This window comes from Streptomyces sp. NPDC051662, from assembly GCF_040681655.1.
GTDB lineage: Bacteria > Actinomycetota > Actinomycetes > Streptomycetales > Streptomycetaceae > Streptomyces.
On sequence record NZ_JBFAZD010000008.1, the window covers coordinates 43,968 to 65,037 of the forward strand.

The following is a 21,070-nucleotide window of genomic DNA, read 5'->3' on the forward strand; positions in this document are numbered from 1 at the left end:
CCGGCACCGCTCTCCGTGCCGAGACTCGACGCCGAGCAGGCGTCGATGCTGCGGCTGGTCGGCCGGGAGTGGGGGCGGGTGTCCGCCACCCCCGACGAGTGGCGGCGCGCGCTGCCCGTGGACCCCGATACCGGCAGCTACCCGGACCCGGCGCAGATCGTCCCGGCCCGCTTCGGCCGCTTCGTGGACGTGCCCGAGCTCAACGCGCCGCCGCCCAAGGCGGTGGACAGCGAGATGGGCGCACCTCTCGGCAGGTTCGGCGGCTTCGTCCGGCGGGTGCTTCTGGGGGCGCCGCTGAAGAGCACGGCCATCGCGAGCGAGCGGATGCGCAAGCTGATCGCGCTGCCGGTGCTCTCCGCCGACGCGCTGTCGTCGGTGGCGTACGGTCCCGAGGCGCTGCTGGCGGTCCTGGTGCTCGCGGGTACCGCGGGGCTCGCGTACTCCGTGCCGGTGGCCCTCGCGATCGTCTTTCTGATGCTGGCCGTCGGGCTTTCGTACCGTCAGACGATCCGGGCGTATCCGCACGGGGGCGGCTCGTACATCGTCGCCACCGACAATCTGGGACGGGTGCCGGGGCTGGTGGCGGCGGCCGGTCTGATGACGGACTACATCCTGACCGTCGCCGTCTCGGTCTCCTCGGGGATGGCGGCGGTCACCTCCGCGGTCCCCCGGCTGGCCGATGACGCCGTGCTGATCGGCGTGCTGGTCATCGCCGTACTGCTGGCGGGGAATCTACGGGGGGTCCGGCAGGCCGGAGCGTTGTTCGCCGCGCCCACCTACGCCTTCGTCATCGCCATCGCCGCGCTGGTGGCCGTCGGTGTCTACGACGCGGCGGGCCGGGACTTCGAACCCGTGCCGAGCCCGCCGCTGCACGCGGTCGAGGGTGTCGGTCTGCTGCTGGTGATGCGCTCCTTCGCCTCGGGTTCGACGGCGATGACCGGTATCGAGGCCATCTCGAACGCCGTGCCCGCCTTCAAACCGGTCGCCTGGCGCAACGCGCGCACCACCCTGTCCTGGATGATCGGGCTGCTCATCGCGCTGTTCGCCGGCACGATGGCGATGGTCTATCTGGAGGGTGTGATTCCGCAGTCGCGGGAGACGGTGCTGTCCCAACTGGCGCATCGCAGCTTCGGTTCGGGCGCCATGTACATCTTCACCCAGGCGGCGACCGCGCTGGTGCTGCTGCTCGCGGCGAACACGGCGTACAACGACTTCCCCCGGGTGCTGTTCCTGCTGGCGCGCGACAACCACGCACCACGGATCTTTCTGCGCCTCGGCGACCGGCTGGCCTTCAGCAACGGGATCATCGTGCTGTCCGTGACGGCGGTGTGCGTCTATGTCGCGTTCGACGGGAAGACCGCCTCGCTGATTCCGCTGTACGCCGTCGGGGTGTTCCTCGCCTTCACCCTGTCGCAGAGCGGAATGGTGATGCACTGGTGGCGCAGGCGCGACCGGCACTGGCGCAAGAGCCTCTGTTTCAACGCCACCGGCGCGCTGCTCTCCGCGGTGGTCTTCATCACCGCCGGCATCACCAAGTTCACCGAAGGAGCGTGGCTCGCGATTCTCACCGTCGCCCTGTTCCTCCTGGTGACGACGCGGATCCGACGCCATTACGACAAGGTCGCGGAGGCGCTGCGGCTGCACCCCCAGACGATCGAGATCCCCAGCGGTACGATCACGCCGCAGCCGTGCCCCGAACCCCCGGCCGGCCGCGGGGCCCCGTCGGCCGGCACCGAGGACTCGGAGGCCGAGGACTCGCCGGAGGAGATCCGCCATCTCTCGGTCGTTCCGATCGACTCGCTGCAGCAGGCGAGCATGCGCGCGCTGGCGTACGCCGCCTCCCTCCAGCAGCCCGTACTGGTACTGCATGTCAGCCCGAGCGACGAGGACGCGGAGCGGTTCCGTGAGGCCTGGCGGCTGTGGGGGGACCATCTTCCGCTGCGGATCGTCCTCTCCCCCTATCGGGCTACGGTGGCGCCGCTCATCAGCTATCTCGAATCCCTGCACCGTCAGCGCCCCGATCTGACCATCACGGTGATCCTGCCCGAGATCGTCGAACGGCACTGGTGGCACCGTCTGCTCCACAGCCCGCTGGCCGGACGGCTGCGGCGCGCGCTCCGGTCCCTCCCCAAGATCGTGGTGACCACCGTCCCCTTCCATGTGTAGACGCAGACATGACAGACGTGAACGTGGCCAGGAGACAGGCGGCATGAGGGCAGGGACGGGTGACGGTATGACCATGTGTCATCCCAATTGGCCTGTTTGTCATACCTAACTTAGCGTGGGCGGTGCATTGCCCATACAGGGCATTAGGCATCTACATGAGGAGCCCATCGATGCTTTCTCAGACCGTCCGGCCGAGAGAAATCACTCTGGACCACCACGCGTTGACCATGGCGATGGCAGAACCCGAGGCACCCTTCAGCGACGCTCCTGTCTATGCGCCGGAAGCGGCGGGCGCGCTGCTCCTGCTGCTTCTCCTTTCCCCGAAGGAGCCGAAGGAGCCGAAGGGCCTGTGAGCCAGGACCGGTCGCGGACCGCCTATCAGGAATCAGCGGCCGGCCTGGCACGGCGTGCCCTCGGTGCCCTGCGGGGCGCCGAGGGCACGTCCATGGTCGCCGCCCATGTCGAGAGCGCTCGGGAGCCCGGAGCCGCGCTGGCCGCCATCCGTATCCTCGGCGCCGATACCTTCGCACCCGTCGTACTGGCGGGCGCCCCGCTCCACGCGGAGGACGCGGCGGCCATCGCCCTGGCGTTCTCGGCGCTGCCGCCCGCGCGGGAGGTGCCGCCCCCGCCGCCCGACGGACCCGAGAGCCCATGGCTGATGGCCTGGCGCGACTGGGGCACCGTCACCCTGCTCACCGTACTCACGGGCAGTGACGGCACACGGCTGAGGGCGCCGCGGCCGGCCTGCCCGGCGGACAGCGCGCCGGCCGACGACGCGGCGGGGTGGGCCGAATGGTCCGTCAGGATGGGGCAGCTGTCCACACTGGCGCTGCCGGGTCTCGACGGTCCGGTGCATGACGCCGCCCGCAGATCACCGCTGGCGCTGGCGCGCGGGGCGACCCGTGCCGTACTGCGCCGGGACTACCCCACCGCCGCGCGGATCGCGCGCTGGCTGGCCTGGCTGCGTTCGGACGGAGCGAGACTGCCGCTCGACGCGGCGCCGCTGGTGGAGCACATCGGACTCCTCGTCGGCGGGGACCGACCGGCGCTTGACACGGCGATCTCCCGCCGTCTGATCGCCCTTTGACCGGGACCCCGGCTTCCGGCCCCCTTGAGGCCGTGCGCCCCCGATCCGCTCCGCCCCTCCCCTCGCCTCCCTCTGATTCCTCGCACAAGCCACCCGGATCCCGCACTAGTACCCGATCGGACCGAGACCCGATGGCCATGCCCGTCACAGAAGCCGCCCACCGGATCGCCTCCCAGGCGCTGACCTGGCTCCATACCCACCGGGAGCACGGCGCCCTGCCGCCCGACACCACCGCCGAACTCGCCGAGCCCGACAGCGTGTACAAACCGCTGGGCGAGACCGCGCTCGCCGCCTCGCTCGTCCTGCGCGAAGGCGTGGCCGGCTCCGCCGAACTACGGCTCGCCCGCGAGCTGCTGGACTTCAGCTGGAAGCAACTCGGGGGCGGCGCCATGCTCCATGAGCGGCTGCTGCGCTATCCGATGATGACCGACCCGCTGGAGACATACGCGCACTTCGCCCGCTGCGGCTACCGCCATGAAGCACTGGACCGGCTGCTGGCGCACACCACCTCGCTGCGTTCGGCGCGGGCGTCGGAGGTGCTGCCGAACCGGCGCCTCGCCGTCGCCAACGCGGCGCGGATCGCCGGATTCGACCAGGGCGGCCTCGCCACCGACTGGGCCGCGCTGTCCCGTGCCACCTGGCTGGGCGCGTGCCCGGAGCCCTGGCTCATCGACTGGATGACCGCCTACTACATGACACACACCGTCTTCCATCTCACCGACTGGGGGCGGCTGCCCTCGGGGCTGCCGGGCGATGTGGCCCTGTACCTCGGCCGCTGGCTGCCCGTCTGGATCGACATCTGGAGCGAGATCGGGGAATGGGATCTGATGGCCGAGCTGCTGATCGTCAGCAACTGTCTCCCCGAGCCCCGCCGCGATCCGGCGGAGTGGGAGCGGCTGGCCGGGATCCAGCACGAGGACGGACTGATGCCCCGGGACGGCCACCCGGTCAGCGACGACCCCACGGAACGCTTCGCCGCTCACCACCACACCACCGTGGTCGCGGCGGTCGCCGGTACCCTCGCCGTCTCCCGTTCCCTCGGTGCCCGCTCGTGACGCTGGGCGCCGCGGGGGCCGGGGAAGCGACCGGCACGGCGGGGCGGTCGGCGCCGGAAGGGGCCGCGGGGACGACGCGGGCGGACGGGGCCGCGCTGTACGTGGCGAACTCCGACGGCGGGCCGCTCCCGCCCGACTGGGCACGCCGTCCCGCCGACGCCATCAGGGCGGCGGCGCCGCGTACCGGCGCGGTCGCGGTCGCGCTGCGTCATGGCGACCGGCGGGCCGTCGTGACGTACGGCAGCACCTCGCACCATGGCGGGATTCCGGTCACGGCCGACACCCGGTTCGAGATCGGTTCGCTCACCAAGTGCTTCACGGCGCTGCTGCTGGCCGAGCAGGTGGCCCGGGGCGAGGTGGCGTACGGCGATCCCCTGGCCCGGTTCCTGCCGCAGGACTCCCTCCCCCGGCCGCGCGGCGGACCCATCACTCCGCTCCATCTGGCCACCCACACCTCGGGGCTGCCCCGGCTGCCCCCCGGGCTGCTCGGCAGCGCGGCGGCCGACTGGTTCTCCAACCCGTACGCCCATTTCTCCACCGCCGATCTGCTGCGCGCCCTGGCGAGGACTCGTCCGCACGCCCGCCCAGGAGAGCGCCTGCGGTACTCCAACTTCGGTGTGGGGCTGCTCGGTCACCTCCTCACCCGCGCCGCGGGCGACGGCCGGCAGGGGTACGGGGATCTCCTCGCGGCCCGGGTGCTCGGCCCGCTCGGGCTGATCCGTACCAGCTGCGGGCCCGACCTTCCGCAGGCCACCGGCTACTGGCACGGCCGCGCCCGGCCGCCGTGGCTGATCCCCGGGCTCGCGGGGGCCGGCGCGGTCCGGTCCAGCGCGCGCGATCTGCTCTGCCTTCTGGACGCCATGCTGGACAACGCGCCGGACGTCCCGTCCGGTTGCCCGCCACCGGTGCCGTTGCCCGGCTCCTTGCGTACGGCGCTGGTGGATGTGGTCCGCCCCCGGCTCGCCCTGCGCGACGGCGGCAAGCGGCTGGCGCTGATCTGGAACATCCGGGTCCGGCAGGACGGCGATGTGTACCACCATTCCGGCGGCACCCGTGGCTTCAGTGCCTTCGCCGGGTTCAGTCCGCGCCATCGCACCGCCCTGGTCGCGCTGACGAATACGAGCCCGGGGGCCGACCAGGCATTCGTCCAGAGCGCGTACCACGCGCTGCTGTCACTGGCGCGCCCCGTCTGACGGTCCGTGCGGCGGAGTCGCGGGTCACCCCGTGACATCGGGCAGATCGGGGCCGATGGTGAGGGTCAGCGTGCCGGGCTTGGTCCCCTCGGAGGGGGCGGGGTCGAGGCCGGGAAGTCTCGTGGCCAGGGACCGGGCCTGTTCCGCCAGGCCCTCCGGATAGGTGAGCGTGCTCCGCCCGGCCGCGGCGGGGGCATTGCCGGTCGCGTTGATCCGGAAGCCGAGCGCGCGCAGCCGTTCGGCGGTTTCGCGGGCCTTGCCGGGGACGTCGGTGCCATTGAGGACGGTGACCTGAACGGTGCCGGCCGCCGGAGGCAGTTGCTCCGCCGCCTTCAGCAGCCGGGACCTGCTCATCTCCCGGTCGTTCATGAGGGCGTTGAACAGCTGCTGGGCGGCGGGCGGGTGCCAGACGACATTGGCCGTGTCGCCGGGGACGTCCCTGGCCCGGGGATAGTTCGGGACGGTGAGGAACGTGATCCGTTCGGCGGGCATGCGTTTGATGCCCGAGGCCAGGTTGTAGAGGGGTTCGAGGCCTGCCAGTTCGGGGTCGGTGGTCAGTGACTCGGTGGCCGCGTCGAGGAATCCGTAGAGCGCCCGCGGTTGGTACAGCTGGGCCCTGGCCTTGGCGGCGAGGGCGCGCATGAACTCCTGCTGGCGGCCGATCCGGCCGATGTCCGTTCCGTCGCCGAGGCTGTAGCGGGCGCGTACGTAACCGAGGGCCTGCTCGTTCTTTACCGTCTGGCACCCCGCGCGGAGGTCGAGGTGGGCCTTCTTGTCATGGATGGGCAGCCGGGGGCAGACCTCGACGCCGCCGAGGGCGTCCACCATGCCGGTGAAGCCACGGAAGTCCACGATCATGAAGTGGTCGACCCGGACACGGGTGTTCTGCTCGACGGTCTTGATCGCGCAGGCGGCGGCATTGGCGGTGTCACCGGTGGAGCCGCCGATCGCGAACGCTTCGTTGATCTTGAAATGATGGGGGGTGGAGACGGCGCCGTCGCCCTGGCGGCACGAGGGGATCCGTACCCAGGAGTCACGGGGGAACGACACCACGGTGGCCCACTCCCCGCTGCCGCCGATATGCAGCAGCATCAGGGTGTCCGACTGCATGGTGGTCAGGTTCTCGCCAAAGGCCCCGCCCAGCCCCGCGCGGCTGTCGGAGCCGATGATCAGCACGTTCTCGCCCCCCTGGGTGGCTCGGGGGCGGTTGTCGCCGAGGGCGTCGTCCACGCCGGCGCCATGGATGTTCCCGCTCAGCGCGGAGTAGAACCAGCCACCGGCCGCGGCCGTCCCCAGCACCAGGGCGGCGGCGAGGGCGAGCCAGCGGCCGGCCCGGCGGTACTGGTCCCACCTCCCCGGCCTGCCGCGCGGTGAAGGGGCGGGACGGCCCCTCGGCCTCATGGTCGCTGCGTTCACGGCGTCAATCCCCTTTCGGACGAGGATGGGGAACGGCCCCCGGGCCCGGATCAGAGCGGTGCGCTGTCGGACTCCCCTGTGGTGAACAGCGGACCCGGCCCGCTGGGCACGGCCGTCCGGGGCATCTTCGTGTCGGAGGCAGCCGCCGGCCCCGCGGCGCGGTCGTCGCCGCGTACCTCGCCCCGTACCTCGCCCCGTACATTCGGACGGCTCTGTCCGGTGGCCCCGTCGCGGGGCGTGGCGTGTAGTGGGTGGTGCCGCCGTGATCGGTCGGGCGGCTCGCCGCCCGTGGAGCGGCCGGATCCGAGGAGTCTCGATGGGGACCATCACCAGCCGTGCCACCGCGATGGCCACGGCCCTGCTGTGCGCGGCGACGGTCGTGGCGTGTTCGGGCGGCGGCGGTGGTGCGCCGGCGAAGAAGCCCGGGGCACCCGAGCGTCCCGTGGCGGTCACCACCAGCGCCTCCGCGAGCCCGTCCCCTTCCCCCACGGCTCTCGGCAAGGTGTCCGCGCGATCCACCTCCCTCGGAAAGATCCTGGTCGACGGCGAGGGGCGGACCCTCTACCTCTTCGAGGGGGACAAGCAGGACAAGTCCACCTGCACGGGTGACTGCGTGAAAATCTGGCCGCCCCTGCTCGTCACCGGAAAGCCCGAGGCGGGCACCGGCGGGGTGAAGGCGGACCTGCTCGCCACCACCACCCGCGACAACGGCGCGAAGCAGGTCACGTACAACGGCCACCCCCTGTACCGGTTCACCGGTGATCACAAGCCCGGTGACACCAACGGCCAGGGCGATGTCTCGTTCCACGACACCTGGTACGTCCTCAGCAGATCGGGCAAGAAGAACACCACTCCGCAGCAGAACACCGGCGGCGGTTACTAACCCCGGGAGAAGTGATGTCCCCAGCGCCCTCCGGCGTCCGCTCGGGTTCCGGCCGGAAACTCCGTGTACTGCGCGGAGCGGCCCGGCTGCTGGCCGCGGCGGGGCTCGCGTGGGACGCCTATCTCCACGCCCATCTGGCCGACCAGTACGACGTGGTCACCGCGACCATCAGCCAGGGCGACCTCTTCCGTATCGAGGCCGCCCTGGCGTCGCTCGCCGCGCTGCTCGTACTGGTCTGGCAGCGGCTGCCCGGGGATCTCTTCGCGTGGAGCGTGGCGGCCGGCGGTCTGGCTCTGCTGCTGGTCTACCGCTATGTCGATGTCGGCCAACTGGGCCCGATCCCGAACATGTACGAGCCCCTCTGGTTCGGCGACAAGAAGCTCACCGTCGTCGCCGAGGCGATCGCCGTGGTCGCGACCGTCTTCCTGCTGATCACCCATCCCTGGGCGCAACGCCACCGCGGCCGTCGCCGCGCGGGCAGGCGCGCCCGCCGGACCTGATGGCCCTCCGCCGTCCCCTTCGCCGTCCCCTCCGCGCCCCGGACCGCCGACCGGCCACCGATCCCAAGCGCCTTGTATTGCCGGGATATTGCGGGTTCATGGCCATGCGCGCGGCGCGCTTCCGGCCGTGACCCGGTGGCTCTACGGTCCGTAATCAAGCGATCCCGCTGTCCCAAGAAACCCGTGCGAGGCCTGATATGAGCCAGCCCGTCGACTCCATCACCGGGGGACACACTCCCGAGGACATCTCCCGGCAGGACGCCGGCCCCTCCTGGTCCTTCGAGACCAAGCAGATCCACGCGGGTGCCGAGCCCGATCCGACGACCGGCGCCCGCGCGGTGCCGATCTACCAGACGACGTCGTTCGTCTTCAAGGACACCCAGCACGCGGCCGATCTGTTCTCCCTCGCCGAACCCGGCAATATCTACACCCGGATCCACAACCCCACGCAGGATGTGCTGGAGCAGCGGATCGCCGCGCTGGAGGGCGGGGTCGCTGCCGTCGCGCTCGCGTCGGGGCAGGCCGCCGAGACGCTGGCGATCCTGACGCTCGCCCGCGCCGGGGACCACATCGTCTCCAGCACCTCCCTGTACGGCGGGACGTACAACCTCTTCCGGCACACGCTCCCCCGGTTCGGTATCGAGGTGTCCTTCGTCGACGATCCGGACGACATCGACGCCTGGCGGGCCGCCGTACGCCCCAACACCAAGGCGCTGTTCGCCGAGACGCTGGGCAATCCGCGCGGCAATGTCCTCGACGTACGGGCGGTGGCGGACGCGGCGCACGACGCCGGGCTGCCGCTGATCGTCGACAACACCGTCCCGACGCCCTATCTGCTCCGTCCGATCGAGCACGGCGCGGACATCGTGGTGCACTCGGCGACGAAGTTCCTCGGCGGGCACGGCACCACCATCGGCGGGGTGGTGGTCGACGGCGGCACCTTCGACTTCGGCGCGCACACCGAGCGGTTCGCGGATTTCCATACCCCGGACGCCAGTTACCACGGGCTGCGCTACTGGCCGGATCTGGGCCCCGGCGCCTTCGCGGTGAAGCTCCGGGTCCAGTTGCTGCGCGACATCGGCCCCGCGCTCTCCCCGCACTCGGCGTTCCTGCTGCTCCAGGGCGTGGAGACGCTCAGTCTGCGGGTCGAGCGGCATACGTCCAACGCGCTGGCGCTCGCCGAGTGGCTGGAACAGCGCGACGAGGTCTCCGCCGTCCACTACCCGGGCCTGGCGTCCAACCGCTGGTACGAGGCGGGGCGGCGCTACCTTCCGCAGGGCGCGGGCGCGGTCCTCGCGTTCGAACTGCGCGACGGGGTCGAGGCGGGGAAGCGGTTCGTGGACGGGGTCGAACTCTTCAGCCATCTCGCCAATATCGGTGATGTGCGCAGCCTCATCATCCATCCGGCGTCGACCACCCACAGTCAGCTCGGTGAGGAGGAGCTGGCGGCGACGGGCACGGCTCCGGGGCTGGTGCGGCTCTCGGTGGGACTGGAGAACGTGGCCGATCTCAAGGCCGATCTGGAGGCGGGGTTCCGCGCCGCGAAGGCGTCGTCCTGAACACGTCCACCGAACCGGCCACGCTCCCCCTCCCGCCGGTCACCGGTGGCTGGCAGGAGGGGGATCCGGCCGGCCGCCGCTCCTGGGTGACGCTCGACGGCCCGCTCCCGCTGGAGGCGGGCGGAGCGCTGCCCGGGGTCCGGCTCGCGTACGAGACATGGGGGCGGCTCGCTCCCGACGGCTCGAACGCGGTGCTGGTCCTGCACGCGCTGACCGGCGACAGCCATGTCGCGGGACCGGCCGGGCCGGGGCATCCCACAGGGGGGTGGTGGGATGCCCTGGTCGGTCCCGGCCGCGCAATCGACACCACCCGCTGGTTCGTGGTCGCCCCGAATGTGCTCGGCGGCTGTCAGGGCAGTACCGGCCCCTCCTCGGCGCGGCCGGGCGGGGGCCGCTGGGGGCCCGAGTTCCCGTATCTGACCCAGCGCGACCAGGTGGCCGCAGAGGCGGCCCTCGCCGACGCGCTGGATATAGCGCGCTGGGCCGCGGTCATCGGCGGGTCCATGGGCGGTATGCGGGCCCTCGAATGGGCTGTCGGCCGGCCGGAGCGCACCGGTTCGCTGCTGGTGCTCGCGTGTCCCGCCGCCGCCTCGGCGGAGCAGATCGCCTGGGGCGGCGTCCAGATCGCGGCGATCCGGTCCGACCCGGCATGGCAGGGGGGCCGCTACCACGACGCACCGCCCGGCGGCGGTCCGCACCGAGGGCTGGGGATCGCCCGTCGCATCGCGCATGTGACCTACCGCAGCGAACCGGAGCTCGGCGCCCGGTTCGGCCGGGAGCCACAGCCGGGCGGCCATCCCTGGCAGGGCGGCCGGTACCAGGTCGAGTCGTATCTCGACCATCACGCCGCGAAGCTGGTGCGCCGGTTCGACGCGGGGAGTTATGTGACGCTCACCGAAGCGATGAACAGCCATGACGTGGGGCGGGGCCGCGGCGGCACGGCGGCGGCCCTGCGCAGGGTCACGATGCCGGCCCTGGTCGCGGGGGTCGACTCCGACCGGCTCTATCCGCCGGCCCAGCAGGCGGAGCTGGCCGGGGCCATACCGGGGGCCGACCGGCTCAGGACCATCGAGTCGCCGTACGGGCACGACGGCTTTCTGATCGAGACCGCGCAGGTGGGCGGTCTGATCGAGGAGCTGCTGTCCGGGGCGTGACACCTGGTGGGCCGACGGGTCAGGGGCCGAGTGATAGGCGGTCCGGGTCTTGGACGTGAACACGCGGATGCCCTCTGAGCTGGGATGATGTTACTTTTTATGGTCCACATCCACAGCGTGAGAGAGCATCCGCAACCGGTGCTCGGCCGTCCGGGTGGATCAGTCCGGCTGCGCCCGCACCGTCCGTATCCGGCCGTATAAGGTCGCCGACTGACCGCGTGTCCATCGGAAGGGAACCTGGCTCGTGACCACTTCGATCATTGTCGGAGGAAGCGGCGCCCTGGGGCGCGTCCTGGCACAACGATTCGCCGAGCGTGGCGACAGCGTCATCGTCACCAGTCGTGCCAGGGAGCGCGCCGATACCGTGGCCGCCGAAATCGCCGACAACGTCCGGGGTCTGGCCGTTGACCTGGCGCGGCCGGAGACCATCGACGGAGCGCTCGCGGATGTACGGGACGTTGACAACGTGGTGATCACCGGCGTCTCGGAGGGTTTCAACACTCTCGCGGATTTCGACATCGCCAGGGCCGTGGAAGCTGTCACCGTCAAGCTGGTGGGGTACACGGAGACCGTGCGAGTGCTGCGTGACCGGTTCACCCCTGAGGCGTCGGTCGTACTCTTCGGCGGCCTGGCCAAAGAGCGCCCCTACCCCGGCTCCACCATCGTGACCGCCGTCAATTCCGCCGTCACCGGACTGGTGAAGACCCTGGCACTGGAGATCGCGCCTCACCGTGTGAACGCGCTCCACCCCGGCGTCGTGGGCGACAGCCCGAGGTGGCGCGACGTGCCCGACCACCCGCACGTACCGCGTACTCCCATCGGGCGCCTGGTGACCATGGAGGAAGTCGCCGACGCCACCGACTTCCTCCTCCGCAACACCGGCGTCAACGCCCAGGATCTCTTCGTCGACGGCGGACTACGCGTCACCTGACACGACCGGCTCCCGCTCAAGAATGCGATTCTGGGTCCGAACCGCACGTTTCGCCGCCAAGCCCTCCAAGTCCTGAGTCCATGAGCGCACGATGTTCGACCGTCCCGGCCCACGGTGAACCGTGCTGTCGGTGAACCGTGCTGTCGGTGATCCGTTTCAGCGCCTAAGCTGGCTCGTGCAGTTGGTTCGCCCTGCCAGCCGGGCAGGCGCGTCGTAAGAGGGAACCCGGTGGAAATCCGGGACTGCCCCGCAGCGGTGAGTGGGAACGACCGCCGTCATCAGCACTGGGTCCGAGCCGGACCCGGGAAGCGACGGCCAGTAGGAGTCCCTGTCGGTACGCGCGTTCATCCGTGCGCGTACGGGTACGGGACGCGCCCGCGAGTCCGAAGACCTGCCACTGCCCGCGCGCCACCGGTGCGCGCGGAGATCTCGGTGACCTCGTGGGCGGGTCGGCGTACATATCGGGCGGGCATCCGTGGCGGCACAGCGCCGCCGGCCGCCGGATCTGTTCAGCTCTTCGCGCCCGCGGTCCGTCGCCGGGATCTTGGGAGACATACTCGCGAAGGAGAGTCCCTTGACCACGAAGTCCGCAGCCGCGGCAGCCCGGGCCACCGTGTACGGCTATCCCCGTCAGGGCCCGAACCGGGAACTCAAGAAGGCCGTCGAGGGCTACTGGAAGGGCCGGGTCACCGCCGACGCCCTCCGGGACACCGCGGCCGAACTGCGCCGCGCCACCTGGCGTCGGCTCGCCGACGCCGGTGTCCATGAGGTGCCGACCGGTGACTTCTCGTACTACGACCATGTCCTGGACACCAGTGTCATGGTGGGCGCGATCCCCGCCAGGCACCGCGCCGCCGTCGAAACGGACGCCCTGGACGGGTACTTCGCGATGGCGCGCGGTACGCGGGAGGTGACGCCGCTGGAGATGACCAAGTGGTTCGACACCAATTACCACTATCTGGTGCCGGAGCTGGGGCCCGACACCGTCTTCACCGCCGATTCCGGCAAGCAGGTCGCCGAGTTCCGGGAAGCCCTCGCGCTCGGTCTGACGGCACGTCCGGTGCTGGTCGGTCCGGTCACCTATCTGCTGCTGGCGAAGCCCGCCCCCGGGGTCGCCGCCGACTTCGAGCCGCTGACCCTGCTGGACCGGCTGCTGCCCGTGTACGCGGAGGTGCTCGCCGATCTGCGCGCGGCGGGCGCCGAGTGGGTCCAGCTGGACGAGCCCGCCCTGGTGGCGGAGCGTTCCCTGGCCGAGCTGAACGCCGCCACCCGCGCCTACCGGGATCTGGGCTCCCTCACCGACCGGCCGAAGCTGCTGGTCGCCTCGTACTTCGACAAGCTCGGCGCGGCTCTGTCCGTACTGGCCAAGTCACCCGTCGAGGGGCTCGGGCTGGACTTCACCGGGCCCGCGGCGGCGAATCTCGATGAGCTGGCGGCGGTCGGCGGACTGCCCGGCAAGCGGCTGCTCGCCGGTGTGGTCAACGGCCGTAACGTCTGGATCAACGACTTCGAGAAGTCCCTGTCGGTCCTCGGCACGCTCCTCGGCCTCGCCGGACAGGTGGATGTGACGTCCTCCTGCTCCCTGTCGCACGTGCCGCTGGATGTCACGGCCGAGCGCGATATCGATCCGGGGATCGCCCGCTGGCTCGCCTTCGCCCGGCAGAAGACCGAGGAGATCGTCACGCTGGCCCGTGGCCTCGCGCGGGGCACCGGCGCCATCACGGCCGAACTGGCCGCCAACCGGGCCGACTTGGCCTCAAGGGCGGGATCGGCGCTCACCAACGACCCGGCTGTTCGCGCACGGGCCGCGGCCGTCACGGACGCGGACAGCCGCCGCTCCCAGCCGTACGAGAAGCGTGCGGAGGCCCAACGCGGCCGTCTGGAGCTGCCCTTGCTGCCGACGACGACCATCGGCTCGTTCCCGCAGACCACCGAGTTGCGCACGGCCCGCGCCGATCTACGGGCCGGCCGTATCGACGCGGCGGGGTACGACAAGCGGATCGAGGCGGAGATCCGTGAGGTCATCTCGTTCCAGGAGGAGACCGGCATCGACGTCCTGGTGCACGGCGAGCCCGAACGCAACGACATGGTGCAGTACTTCGCCGAACAGCTCGCCGGCTACCTCGCCACGCGGCACGGCTGGGTCCAGTCGTACGGCACCCGCTATGTCCGGCCGCCGATCCTCGCCGGGGACATCTCCCGCCCCGCCCCGATGACGGTGCGCTGGACGGCATACGCGCAGTCCCTCACCGGCCGGCCGGTCAAGGGCATGCTGACCGGCCCGGTCACCATGCTGGCGTGGTCGTTCGTACGGGACGACCAGCCGCTCGGTGACACGGCGCGGCAGGTCGCCCTCGCGCTGCGCGACGAGGTCGACGATCTGGAGAGCGCGGGCGCTTCCGTGATCCAGGTGGACGAGCCCGCGCTGCGTGAGACGCTGCCGCTGCGGGCCCGTGATCACCAGGCGTATCTCGACTGGGCGACCGAGGCGTTCCGTATCACCACCGGCGGGGTCCGCGCGGACACTCAGATCCATACGCATATGTGCTACGCGGAGTTCGGTGACATCCTCCCGGCGATCGACGCGCTGGACGCCGATGTGATCAGTCTGGAGGCCGCGCGCTCCCATATGCGGGTCGCGGACGAACTGGCCGCGGCGGGCTATCCGCGCGAGGTCGGCCCGGGTGTGTACGACATCCACTCACCCCGCGTCCCCTCCGCCGGGGAGGTGGCGGACCTGCTGCGCAAGGGACTTGAGGCGGTGCCGGCCGAACGGCTCTGGGTCAACCCCGACTGCGGACTGAAGACCCGTGGCTGGCCGGAGGTCCGTGCCGCGCTGGAGAACCTGGTCGCGGCGGCCCGGGAGGTCCGGGCCACGCTCCCGGCCCCGGCCTCACCGACTCCGTGACACCGGGCCCGCGGCCCCGCCCTCCCCAGTCACGGGGCGGCGGGCGCCGCGGGCTCGCGGCGGCGACCGCGGCCGGGGAGCGTTCCCCGGGCCGCGCCTACGATGGGCCCCATGCCCGGACGCCATGGATCCTCAACTGCGAGCGATGCGCATCAACTCACGCCCGGCACCTCCGAGCTGGCCGCGGCGGCGTCGGTCTTCTCGCTGCTCGCCGACCCCACCCGACTGCATCTGGTGTGGCTGCTGACCCGAGGTGAGTCCGATGTGACCGCGCCGGCCGCCGCGTGCGGAGCGGCGCGGCCCGCGGTGAGTCAGCATCTGGCCAAGCTGCGGCTGGCGGAACTGGTGCGGTCACGCAAGGACGGCCGTCATGTCGTCTACACGCTGACGGACGGACATCTGCGCCGACTGGTGGTGGAGGCGATCAGCCACGCCAACCACCAGGTCACCGGGGAGCCTTGGCACGACTGAGCCTCCCCGGCCCCCGTCATCCCACCCAACACGTGCATGGATGCGCACATGTGCATTTGATTGCGATGACGCACCCTCGCCCCCGCCCGCTCCGGTGAACCACCCCCGGAGCGGGCGCCCGAAGGCGTCCATGGGTGCCCGGCTGTTCTTCGCCACCCCCAGGCAGCGGGCCCTGCTGTGCCTCGGCCTGGCGGTCGCGGCGGGTGGCGCCATGGTCACCGTCAATACGGGGGTGCTGGTGCGCGACAGCCTCCACCGGAGCGCCGGTGACGTCTCCTGGGCGCTGGACGCCTTCGGCGGCGGGTCCATGGCCGCCGCCGCAGGGGCGGGCCTGTCCACGGCGGCCGGAGCGCCGGCCGGGGTCGCGCCGGCCGCCACCGTCGCGGCGGTGGCGCTCTGGCCGCGCCGGGACCCCGGCCACCTCGGTCATGTGCACAGCGCGCTCCCCGCCGGGCATCCGCATGTACGGGACGCCGTGGCTACCCGGGCCGGGTGGTGGCACGGCCACGACTACCGTATCGGCACCCTCCACACGCGCTGGCCCACCTCGGCGCGGAGCTCCGCCTAGGCCCTGTCCGGCCGACCGTATGGCGAGACACCGGTCCACAAGGCGGAAACCGGCCGTTATGCTCATCCACATGTCCGCACCCGCTCGCCTCCTCTGTCTCGCGCTCTTCGCGAACTCGGCGTGGTGTGTCGACGACGGCCTCTGTCGCCGCTCAACCTGTCGCCGCTGATTCGGTCGCCGCCGAACCCGCGACCGACCAAGCCGTACCGACGAACCCGTACCGACGAACCCCGTTGCCCGCCGAACCCGTCTTCGCGGGATACCGGACGTCCGCCGCTCCGGCCGTCGGCGGCCCTCCCCTGATATACCGCCCCTCCCGTCACCCGTTCCCGGAGACCCCGCAATGACCGCACCGCCCGTGGAGGCGACGAAGTCCGCCGCCCTGCTCGCCCCATCCCCCACCTCCGTACCCCGTCCCGAGGCTCCCCCCGCCCCGCCCGTGCGCCGGGTGCCGCTCGCCGTGGCCGCGCTGATCGCCGTGGCGCTGACCGGTTATGTGTGGTCCGCCCATGGGGCCAGGCCCGGTGTGCTCCTGCTGCTCGGCCTCGGTCTCGGCGTGGCGCTCTTCCATTCGCGCTTCGGCTTCACCTCCGCGTGGCGGCAGCTCGTCGCCGTCGGCAATGGCACCGGACTGCGCGCCCACACCCTGCTGCTCGGGACCACGGCGACTCTGTTCGCGCTGCTGATCGGCACCGGCACCGGTCTCTTCGGTTCGGTGCCCGCGCCGTCGGCCGGGACGCTGGGCGTTGGGCTGCTGGCCGGTTCCTTCCTGTTCGCCGTGGGCATGCAGCTCGGCGGCGCCTGCGCCTCCGGCACCCTGTTCGCGGTCGGTTCCGGGCAGTCGTCGATCGTGCTCACCCTGGGCGGCTTCATCGTCGGCTCGACCCTCGCCGCCTGGCAGTTCGGCCTCTGGAAGGATCTGCCCGCGTTCGAGCCGGTCGTCCTGGCCGACCACATCGGCTGGTTCGGCTCCTGGGCCGTGACCATGCTGGCGCTCGCGCTCATCGTGCTCGTCTCGCGACAGGTCCAGGCCCGCCGCAACCCGCCGCCGATCGGCCCCGTACCGTCCGCGCGCGGCGCCGCCGCACGGGTGCTGCGCGGCTCCTGGCCGCTGGCCGCCGGCGCTCTGGCGCTGTCCGTGCTCGGCGCCGGTGTACTGCTGGTCTCCGGCGGTGCCTGGGGCGTCACCAGCGCGTTCAGCCTCTGGGGCGCGGAGCTGGTACGCGCCCTCGGCGGGCATCCGGAGACCTGGACGTTCTGGCAGCAGCCCAGCAACGCCAAGATGCTGGCGGGCCCGGTGCTCGCCGACAAGAACAGCCTGACCGACATCGGCATCATGATCGGCGCGGCGGTGGCGGCGGCGCTCGGCGGCACCTGGACGCTCCATCGCGGTGTGCCGTGGCGGACCGCCGTCGCCGCGGTGCTGGGCGGTGTGCTGATGGGTATCGGCGCCCGACTGGCCGGTGGTTGCAACATCGGCGCCTATCTGGCGGGCATCGCGTCGGGCAGTCTGCACGGCTGGATCTGGGGGGCCGTCGCGATCCTGGGCACCTGGGCAGGTCTGCGGCTGCGTCCGCTGTTCGCGCTGAGCAACCCCAAGCCGGGGGACGGTATCTGCTGACCCCCGGCACGGCCTGAGCGGGGCCGGGGGCGGATGCCGACGTCCGCCCCCGGCCCCCTCACCGTCTCAGGACCGCCAGTCGACCTTGAACACCCAGACGTGCTGTCCGGACCCGCGCGCCGCCGACGGTACGTCGACGACCAGCTTGCCGCCGGTCGTACGCCAGCTCAGCGGCCGGTCGTGGCCGAGCAGTGTCACCCGGTCCCCCGGCCTGACGGGCACCGGGGCCTCGACCGTCAGGGTGCTGCCCGGCCGGGTGAGCGAGTGGATGTAGAACGCCTTCTCCGGCCTGACCGTGAAGCGCAGGTCCTCGCCGAGCTGCGGCATCCTCGCCCAGTACGTACTGCCGTAGATCGCCTCGCCGTTGACCTTCAGCCACGCCCCGGTCTCACGGAGCCTGCGCTCCATGATCTCCGGGATGGTGCCGTCCGCCCGGGGGCCGATGTCGAGCAGGAAGTTGCCGTTCTTGGAGACGATGTCGACAAGGGAGTGGATGACTTCCTCGGTCGTCATGTACTTGTCGTCGGGGGTGGCCTGGTTGTAGCCGTAGGAGCGCGGGTCAAGCCCCCGGCTGGCCTCCCACTTCGCGGTGACGACCGTGTCGTACGTGGTGTACTCGGGCGTGGTGAAGTCGTGCGGGCCGATGCCCGAGCGGTTGTTGACGGTCACCTCGATGGGGCGGGCGCGGTTCTTCGCGTGGTTGAAGTACTCCGCCAGAACGCGATGGCTGTCATTGTCGCCGCCGATGTCGCACCAGAGGATCTCGGGGTCGTAGCCCTCGATCAGTTCCAGCATCTGCGGGGCCTGGAGGTCCTTGATGTAGTCCTGGCCCGCGAAGTGGCCGGTGTACGGGACGGGTTCCAGGGTGTACGGATTGCGCGGCGCGTGCCCCTGCCACGGGTGGTCGGGGTTGAACCACTCCGGCATCGAGAAGTAGAGACCTCGGTGCAGCTCCGGTGTGTAGCGACGGGAGGCGTCGAAGAGTTCCCTGATCAGATCCCGCTTCGGGCCCATCTTCACGGAGTTGCGGTCGGAGACCTTGGTGTCCCAGAGGGCGAATCCCTCGTGATGCTTGGAGGTCAGGACGTGGTACTGGGCGCCGGCGTCCCGGAACAACTCGACCCAGGAGCGCGGATCGAATCTCTCCGCGCGGAACCGCGGGATGAAGTCGTCATAGGCGAACGACTCGCCATAGGTCTGGCGGTGGTACGCGTACGTCGGGTTGTTCGGGTCCTGCATCTGGGACCAGTACCACTCGGCGTACTGCACGCCGACCGGCGCCCACGCGGGCACGGAGTAGACCCCCCAGTGGATGAAGACGCCGAACTTCGCGTCCTGGAACCAGTACGGCGCCTGATGGGTGTTCAGGGAGTCGTCGGTGGGCCGGAAGTCGGGCACTCCCAGGGTGAGGGAACGGCGGACCTCGGCGGCCTGCTGACCCCGGCCGCGGGCGACGATCCGGCCGTCCGCGCTGGTTCCAGGCGCGGTGCCGGGGCCGGGGCGGATGCCGATCCGTACGCGGGTCTCGTCGCCGGGAGCGAGCCGGGTGACACGGGCCGGCGCGACCGTACGGGCGCCCGGGACGTCCACGGAGAGGCTGAGCCCGTCGGCGGCGAGGATGCCCACCGTCCCCGCGTTGACGACCGTGGCCTCGACGCTCTGCGCGCCGTGGTCGAGCGAGGAGGTCGTCGAGCGCGCGCCGCGTACCGCCAGCGCCCGCCCCTCGACGGCCGGTTGGAGGGAGAGCGCGAAGATGTGCAGCGAGGAGGAGTTCGCCTCGGCGGGGCGGGTGACCGGCAGGGTGAGGGCCACCGCCTCCCTGCCCGGGTCGATGGCGACCGTGGGGGCGGCGATCACGACCTGGTGCGGGTCCTTGGCGCCGGCGGGGTCGTAGCGGAACGGGGCGACGAGGGCGCCCTTGCCCGCGTACCAGTCGGGGCCGCCGAGTGCGGCGGTCGAGGTGGTGCCGTCCGCGTAATGGACGGTGACCTCCCCCGAGGCCTCGCCATAGCTGCTCGCGGCCAGGAAGTGGCCGGACAGATAGCGGCCCGGTGGCAGTGCGAGACGCTGCCCGAGAGCGACGATGTTGTTCTTCGCTCCCGCCGTGGCGGCCGGGAAGAGATAGGCGAGTCCGTCGATCTCCACCTCCCCGGCGGGGAGTTCCTCGCCGGGGAAGGTGTAGCCGGATCCGTCGAAGTTCCCACCGCGGGCGTCCGCGGTGTCGATGCCGTCGTTGTCGAACCACCTCTCCAGGGGCACGGGGAGAGCGGCCGGGACCGTGCCCCAGTCACCGCCTCCCTCCTCCGTATCCGCCCCTGGCAGCGTGGTGCGCGGACTCGCGTCGGCCGTGGCCGGGTGGACCAGGGCGGCGCCGATTGCTGCCCCTGCCGTCATTCCGAGTACATGGCGTCTGGGAAGTTCCGTCATGAGATCCGATGATTGAAGCATGTCCTGAACCTGTCAATGCTCCTTTCAGGAACGGATTCTGTTGTCGCCTCCATATCCATCGGATGAATCGGCGACCAGGACGACCACGACGGGATGGCTCGGGACGGCGAGGGAGACGGCGGCGCCCGTCACTCGTGCCGTTGGGCGTCCATCAGGACCTGACCGGCGTCCGTGCGGTAATAGAGCACGGACCGCCCGCTGCGCCGGCGCCGGACCAGGCCCGCGTCGAGCAGAACCCTGAGATGGCGGCCCACCGACCCCAGCCCCTGCCCGGTCAGCGCCACCAGCTGGGTGGTGCTCTTGGGCGTGTCCAGGAGTACGAGGACGCCCGCCCGTGCCGCCCCGAGCAGCGCGCCGAGGGTCTCGGGCACCGGCGCCCGGTCCGGCTCGGCCAGCGCGCCCGAGCACGGGTACACCACGGCGTACCGGTGCGCCGTGTTCCAGGAGACCCAGCCACGGCCCGGGGTGACCGGGACGAACATCAACCGCGCCCCGGACAGCTCCAGTTGCGGATAGTCTTCCGCGTTGATCCGCAATCGGCCCTCGCCCAGCCAGCGCATTCCCGGGCGCAGGCCGTCCAGAGCGGCGGCCCAGCCGCCCTGGCTCAACCGCCCTGTCCGCGCGACGACATCGGCCTCGATGATGCCCCGCCGCCGGGACCAGTGGGGCAGGACCGTCTCCGTCCACACCCACCACAGCAGATCGGCGGCGCGCGTCGGCAGATCGGACCGGCGCAGCCGGGCGGGAAGCGGTCCCGCCAGCGACTCGGCCAGATCGGCGCGGGCCGTCTCGGGGGGAGTCTCGCGGATCCGCGCCAGCTCGTCCGCGAACGTCTGCTCGCCCTCGCCCGTCGGCGTGGGGGTGAGGAAGGTCGCGTTCCAGCCGCGCCCCAGCCCGGCCCGTACGAGCAGCGCGGTGACCGGGTCGTCCGCCAACCGCTCACGGTAGGCGGGCAGATACGCGTCGAGCCAGGCGCGCTCGCCCGGGTGCGCGGCGGTGCCCCGCTCCAGGGTCTTCAGGCTCGCGGTGGTCTCGGCGAGCGGGGACACGACGAAGCGGCTCTCCGCGAGCGTATCCGCGCTGACCAGCCAGCACCCCAATTGTTTCGCC

17 protein-coding genes and 1 riboswitch are annotated in these 21,070 nt (G+C 71.4%); of the genes, 14 read left to right on the forward strand and 3 right to left on the reverse strand.

The annotated features are described in order from the left end of the window. The first annotated feature begins 45 nt into the window (after window positions 1–45). The 5 genes from AB0M67_RS15335 (at window position 46) to AB0M67_RS15355 (ending at window position 5,501) form a co-directional block, all read left to right on the forward strand. A complete protein-coding gene (locus tag AB0M67_RS15335) occupies window positions 46–2,166 on the forward strand; it encodes an APC family permease (protein ID WP_365746076.1) in 2,121 nt (706 codons plus the stop codon). A 170-nt stretch (window positions 2,167–2,336) separates the two neighbouring features. Then, window positions 2,337–2,519 carry a hypothetical protein gene (locus AB0M67_RS15340; RefSeq protein WP_249950535.1) on the forward strand — a complete coding sequence of 61 codons (183 nt, stop codon included), beginning with the start codon at window positions 2,337–2,339 and terminating at the stop codon, window positions 2,517–2,519. Then, window positions 2,516–3,253 (forward strand): hypothetical protein, encoded by a 738-nt coding sequence (locus AB0M67_RS15345; RefSeq protein ID WP_365745846.1) that lies wholly within the window; start codon window positions 2,516–2,518, stop codon window positions 3,251–3,253. Before AB0M67_RS15340 ends, AB0M67_RS15345 begins: the two co-directional genes overlap by 4 nt. Window positions 3,254–3,384: 131 nt before the next feature. Next, window positions 3,385–4,308, forward strand: coding sequence for a hypothetical protein (locus AB0M67_RS15350; RefSeq protein ID WP_365745847.1), 924 nt, complete (start codon window positions 3,385–3,387; stop codon window positions 4,306–4,308). Further along, window positions 4,305–5,501, forward strand: a complete 1,197-nt coding sequence (locus tag AB0M67_RS15355; RefSeq protein WP_365745848.1) for a serine hydrolase domain-containing protein — start codon at window positions 4,305–4,307, stop codon at window positions 5,499–5,501. The genes AB0M67_RS15350 and AB0M67_RS15355 overlap by 4 nt, the downstream gene beginning before the upstream one ends. A gap of 24 nt (window positions 5,502–5,525) precedes the next feature. Here AB0M67_RS15355 and AB0M67_RS15360 read toward each other — a convergent pair whose 3' ends face one another. After that, on the reverse strand, window positions 5,526–6,917 hold the full coding sequence (locus AB0M67_RS15360; RefSeq protein WP_365745849.1) for an LCP family protein: 1,392 nt from the start codon (window positions 6,915–6,917) through the stop codon (window positions 5,526–5,528). Window positions 6,918–7,233: 316 nt separating this feature from the next. On the opposite strand from AB0M67_RS15360, the gene AB0M67_RS15365 reads away from it, so the two are divergent. The 9 genes from AB0M67_RS15365 (at window position 7,234) to AB0M67_RS15405 (ending at window position 17,512) form a co-directional block, all read left to right on the forward strand. Then, the gene (locus tag AB0M67_RS15365; RefSeq protein ID WP_365745850.1) at window positions 7,234–7,800 is read left to right on the forward strand and encodes a hypothetical protein; all 567 of its coding nucleotides are present in this window, start codon (window positions 7,234–7,236) and stop codon (window positions 7,798–7,800) included. A 14-nt stretch (window positions 7,801–7,814) separates the two neighbouring features. Next, the gene (locus AB0M67_RS15370) at window positions 7,815–8,300 is read left to right on the forward strand and encodes a hypothetical protein (protein ID WP_365745851.1); all 486 of its coding nucleotides are present in this window, start codon (window positions 7,815–7,817) and stop codon (window positions 8,298–8,300) included. A gap of 197 nt (window positions 8,301–8,497) precedes the next feature. Then, entirely contained in the window at window positions 8,498–9,859 is a 1,362-nt protein-coding gene (locus AB0M67_RS15375; protein WP_365745852.1) for a bifunctional o-acetylhomoserine/o-acetylserine sulfhydrylase, read from the forward strand. Next, window positions 9,856–11,013 carry a homoserine O-acetyltransferase gene (locus tag AB0M67_RS15380; RefSeq protein ID WP_365746077.1) on the forward strand — a complete coding sequence of 386 codons (1,158 nt, stop codon included), beginning with the start codon at window positions 9,856–9,858 and terminating at the stop codon, window positions 11,011–11,013. The genes AB0M67_RS15375 and AB0M67_RS15380 overlap by 4 nt, the downstream gene beginning before the upstream one ends. A gap of 244 nt (window positions 11,014–11,257) precedes the next feature. Further along, window positions 11,258–11,944 carry an SDR family oxidoreductase gene (locus AB0M67_RS15385; protein WP_365745853.1) on the forward strand — a complete coding sequence of 229 codons (687 nt, stop codon included), beginning with the start codon at window positions 11,258–11,260 and terminating at the stop codon, window positions 11,942–11,944. Window positions 11,945–12,109: 165 nt separating this feature from the next. Further along, window positions 12,110–12,358: riboswitch (cobalamin riboswitch) on the forward strand. Window positions 12,359–12,518: 160 nt separating this feature from the next. Further along, a complete protein-coding gene (gene metE, locus AB0M67_RS15390; protein WP_365745854.1) occupies window positions 12,519–14,852 on the forward strand; it encodes a 5-methyltetrahydropteroyltriglutamate--homocysteine S-methyltransferase in 2,334 nt (777 codons plus the stop codon). 111 nt (window positions 14,853–14,963) lie between these two features. Then, window positions 14,964–15,323, forward strand: coding sequence for a metalloregulator ArsR/SmtB family transcription factor (locus AB0M67_RS15395; RefSeq protein WP_365745855.1), 360 nt, complete (start codon window positions 14,964–14,966; stop codon window positions 15,321–15,323). Between the two features lie 130 nt (window positions 15,324–15,453). Beyond that, window positions 15,454–15,891, forward strand: a complete 438-nt coding sequence (locus AB0M67_RS15400; RefSeq protein ID WP_365745856.1) for a hypothetical protein — start codon at window positions 15,454–15,456, stop codon at window positions 15,889–15,891. Between the two features lie 343 nt (window positions 15,892–16,234). Continuing rightward, the gene (locus AB0M67_RS15405) at window positions 16,235–17,512 is read left to right on the forward strand and encodes a YeeE/YedE family protein (protein WP_365745857.1); all 1,278 of its coding nucleotides are present in this window, start codon (window positions 16,235–16,237) and stop codon (window positions 17,510–17,512) included. A gap of 66 nt (window positions 17,513–17,578) precedes the next feature. Here AB0M67_RS15405 and AB0M67_RS15410 read toward each other — a convergent pair whose 3' ends face one another. After that, on the reverse strand, window positions 17,579–19,939 hold the full coding sequence (locus AB0M67_RS15410; protein WP_365745858.1) for an alpha-L-fucosidase: 2,361 nt from the start codon (window positions 19,937–19,939) through the stop codon (window positions 17,579–17,581). 149 nt (window positions 19,940–20,088) lie between these two features. Further along, a complete protein-coding gene (locus AB0M67_RS15415) occupies window positions 20,089–21,060 on the reverse strand; it encodes an ArsR family transcriptional regulator (RefSeq protein ID WP_365745859.1) in 972 nt (323 codons plus the stop codon). Between the last annotated feature and the right edge of the window lie 10 nt (window positions 21,061–21,070).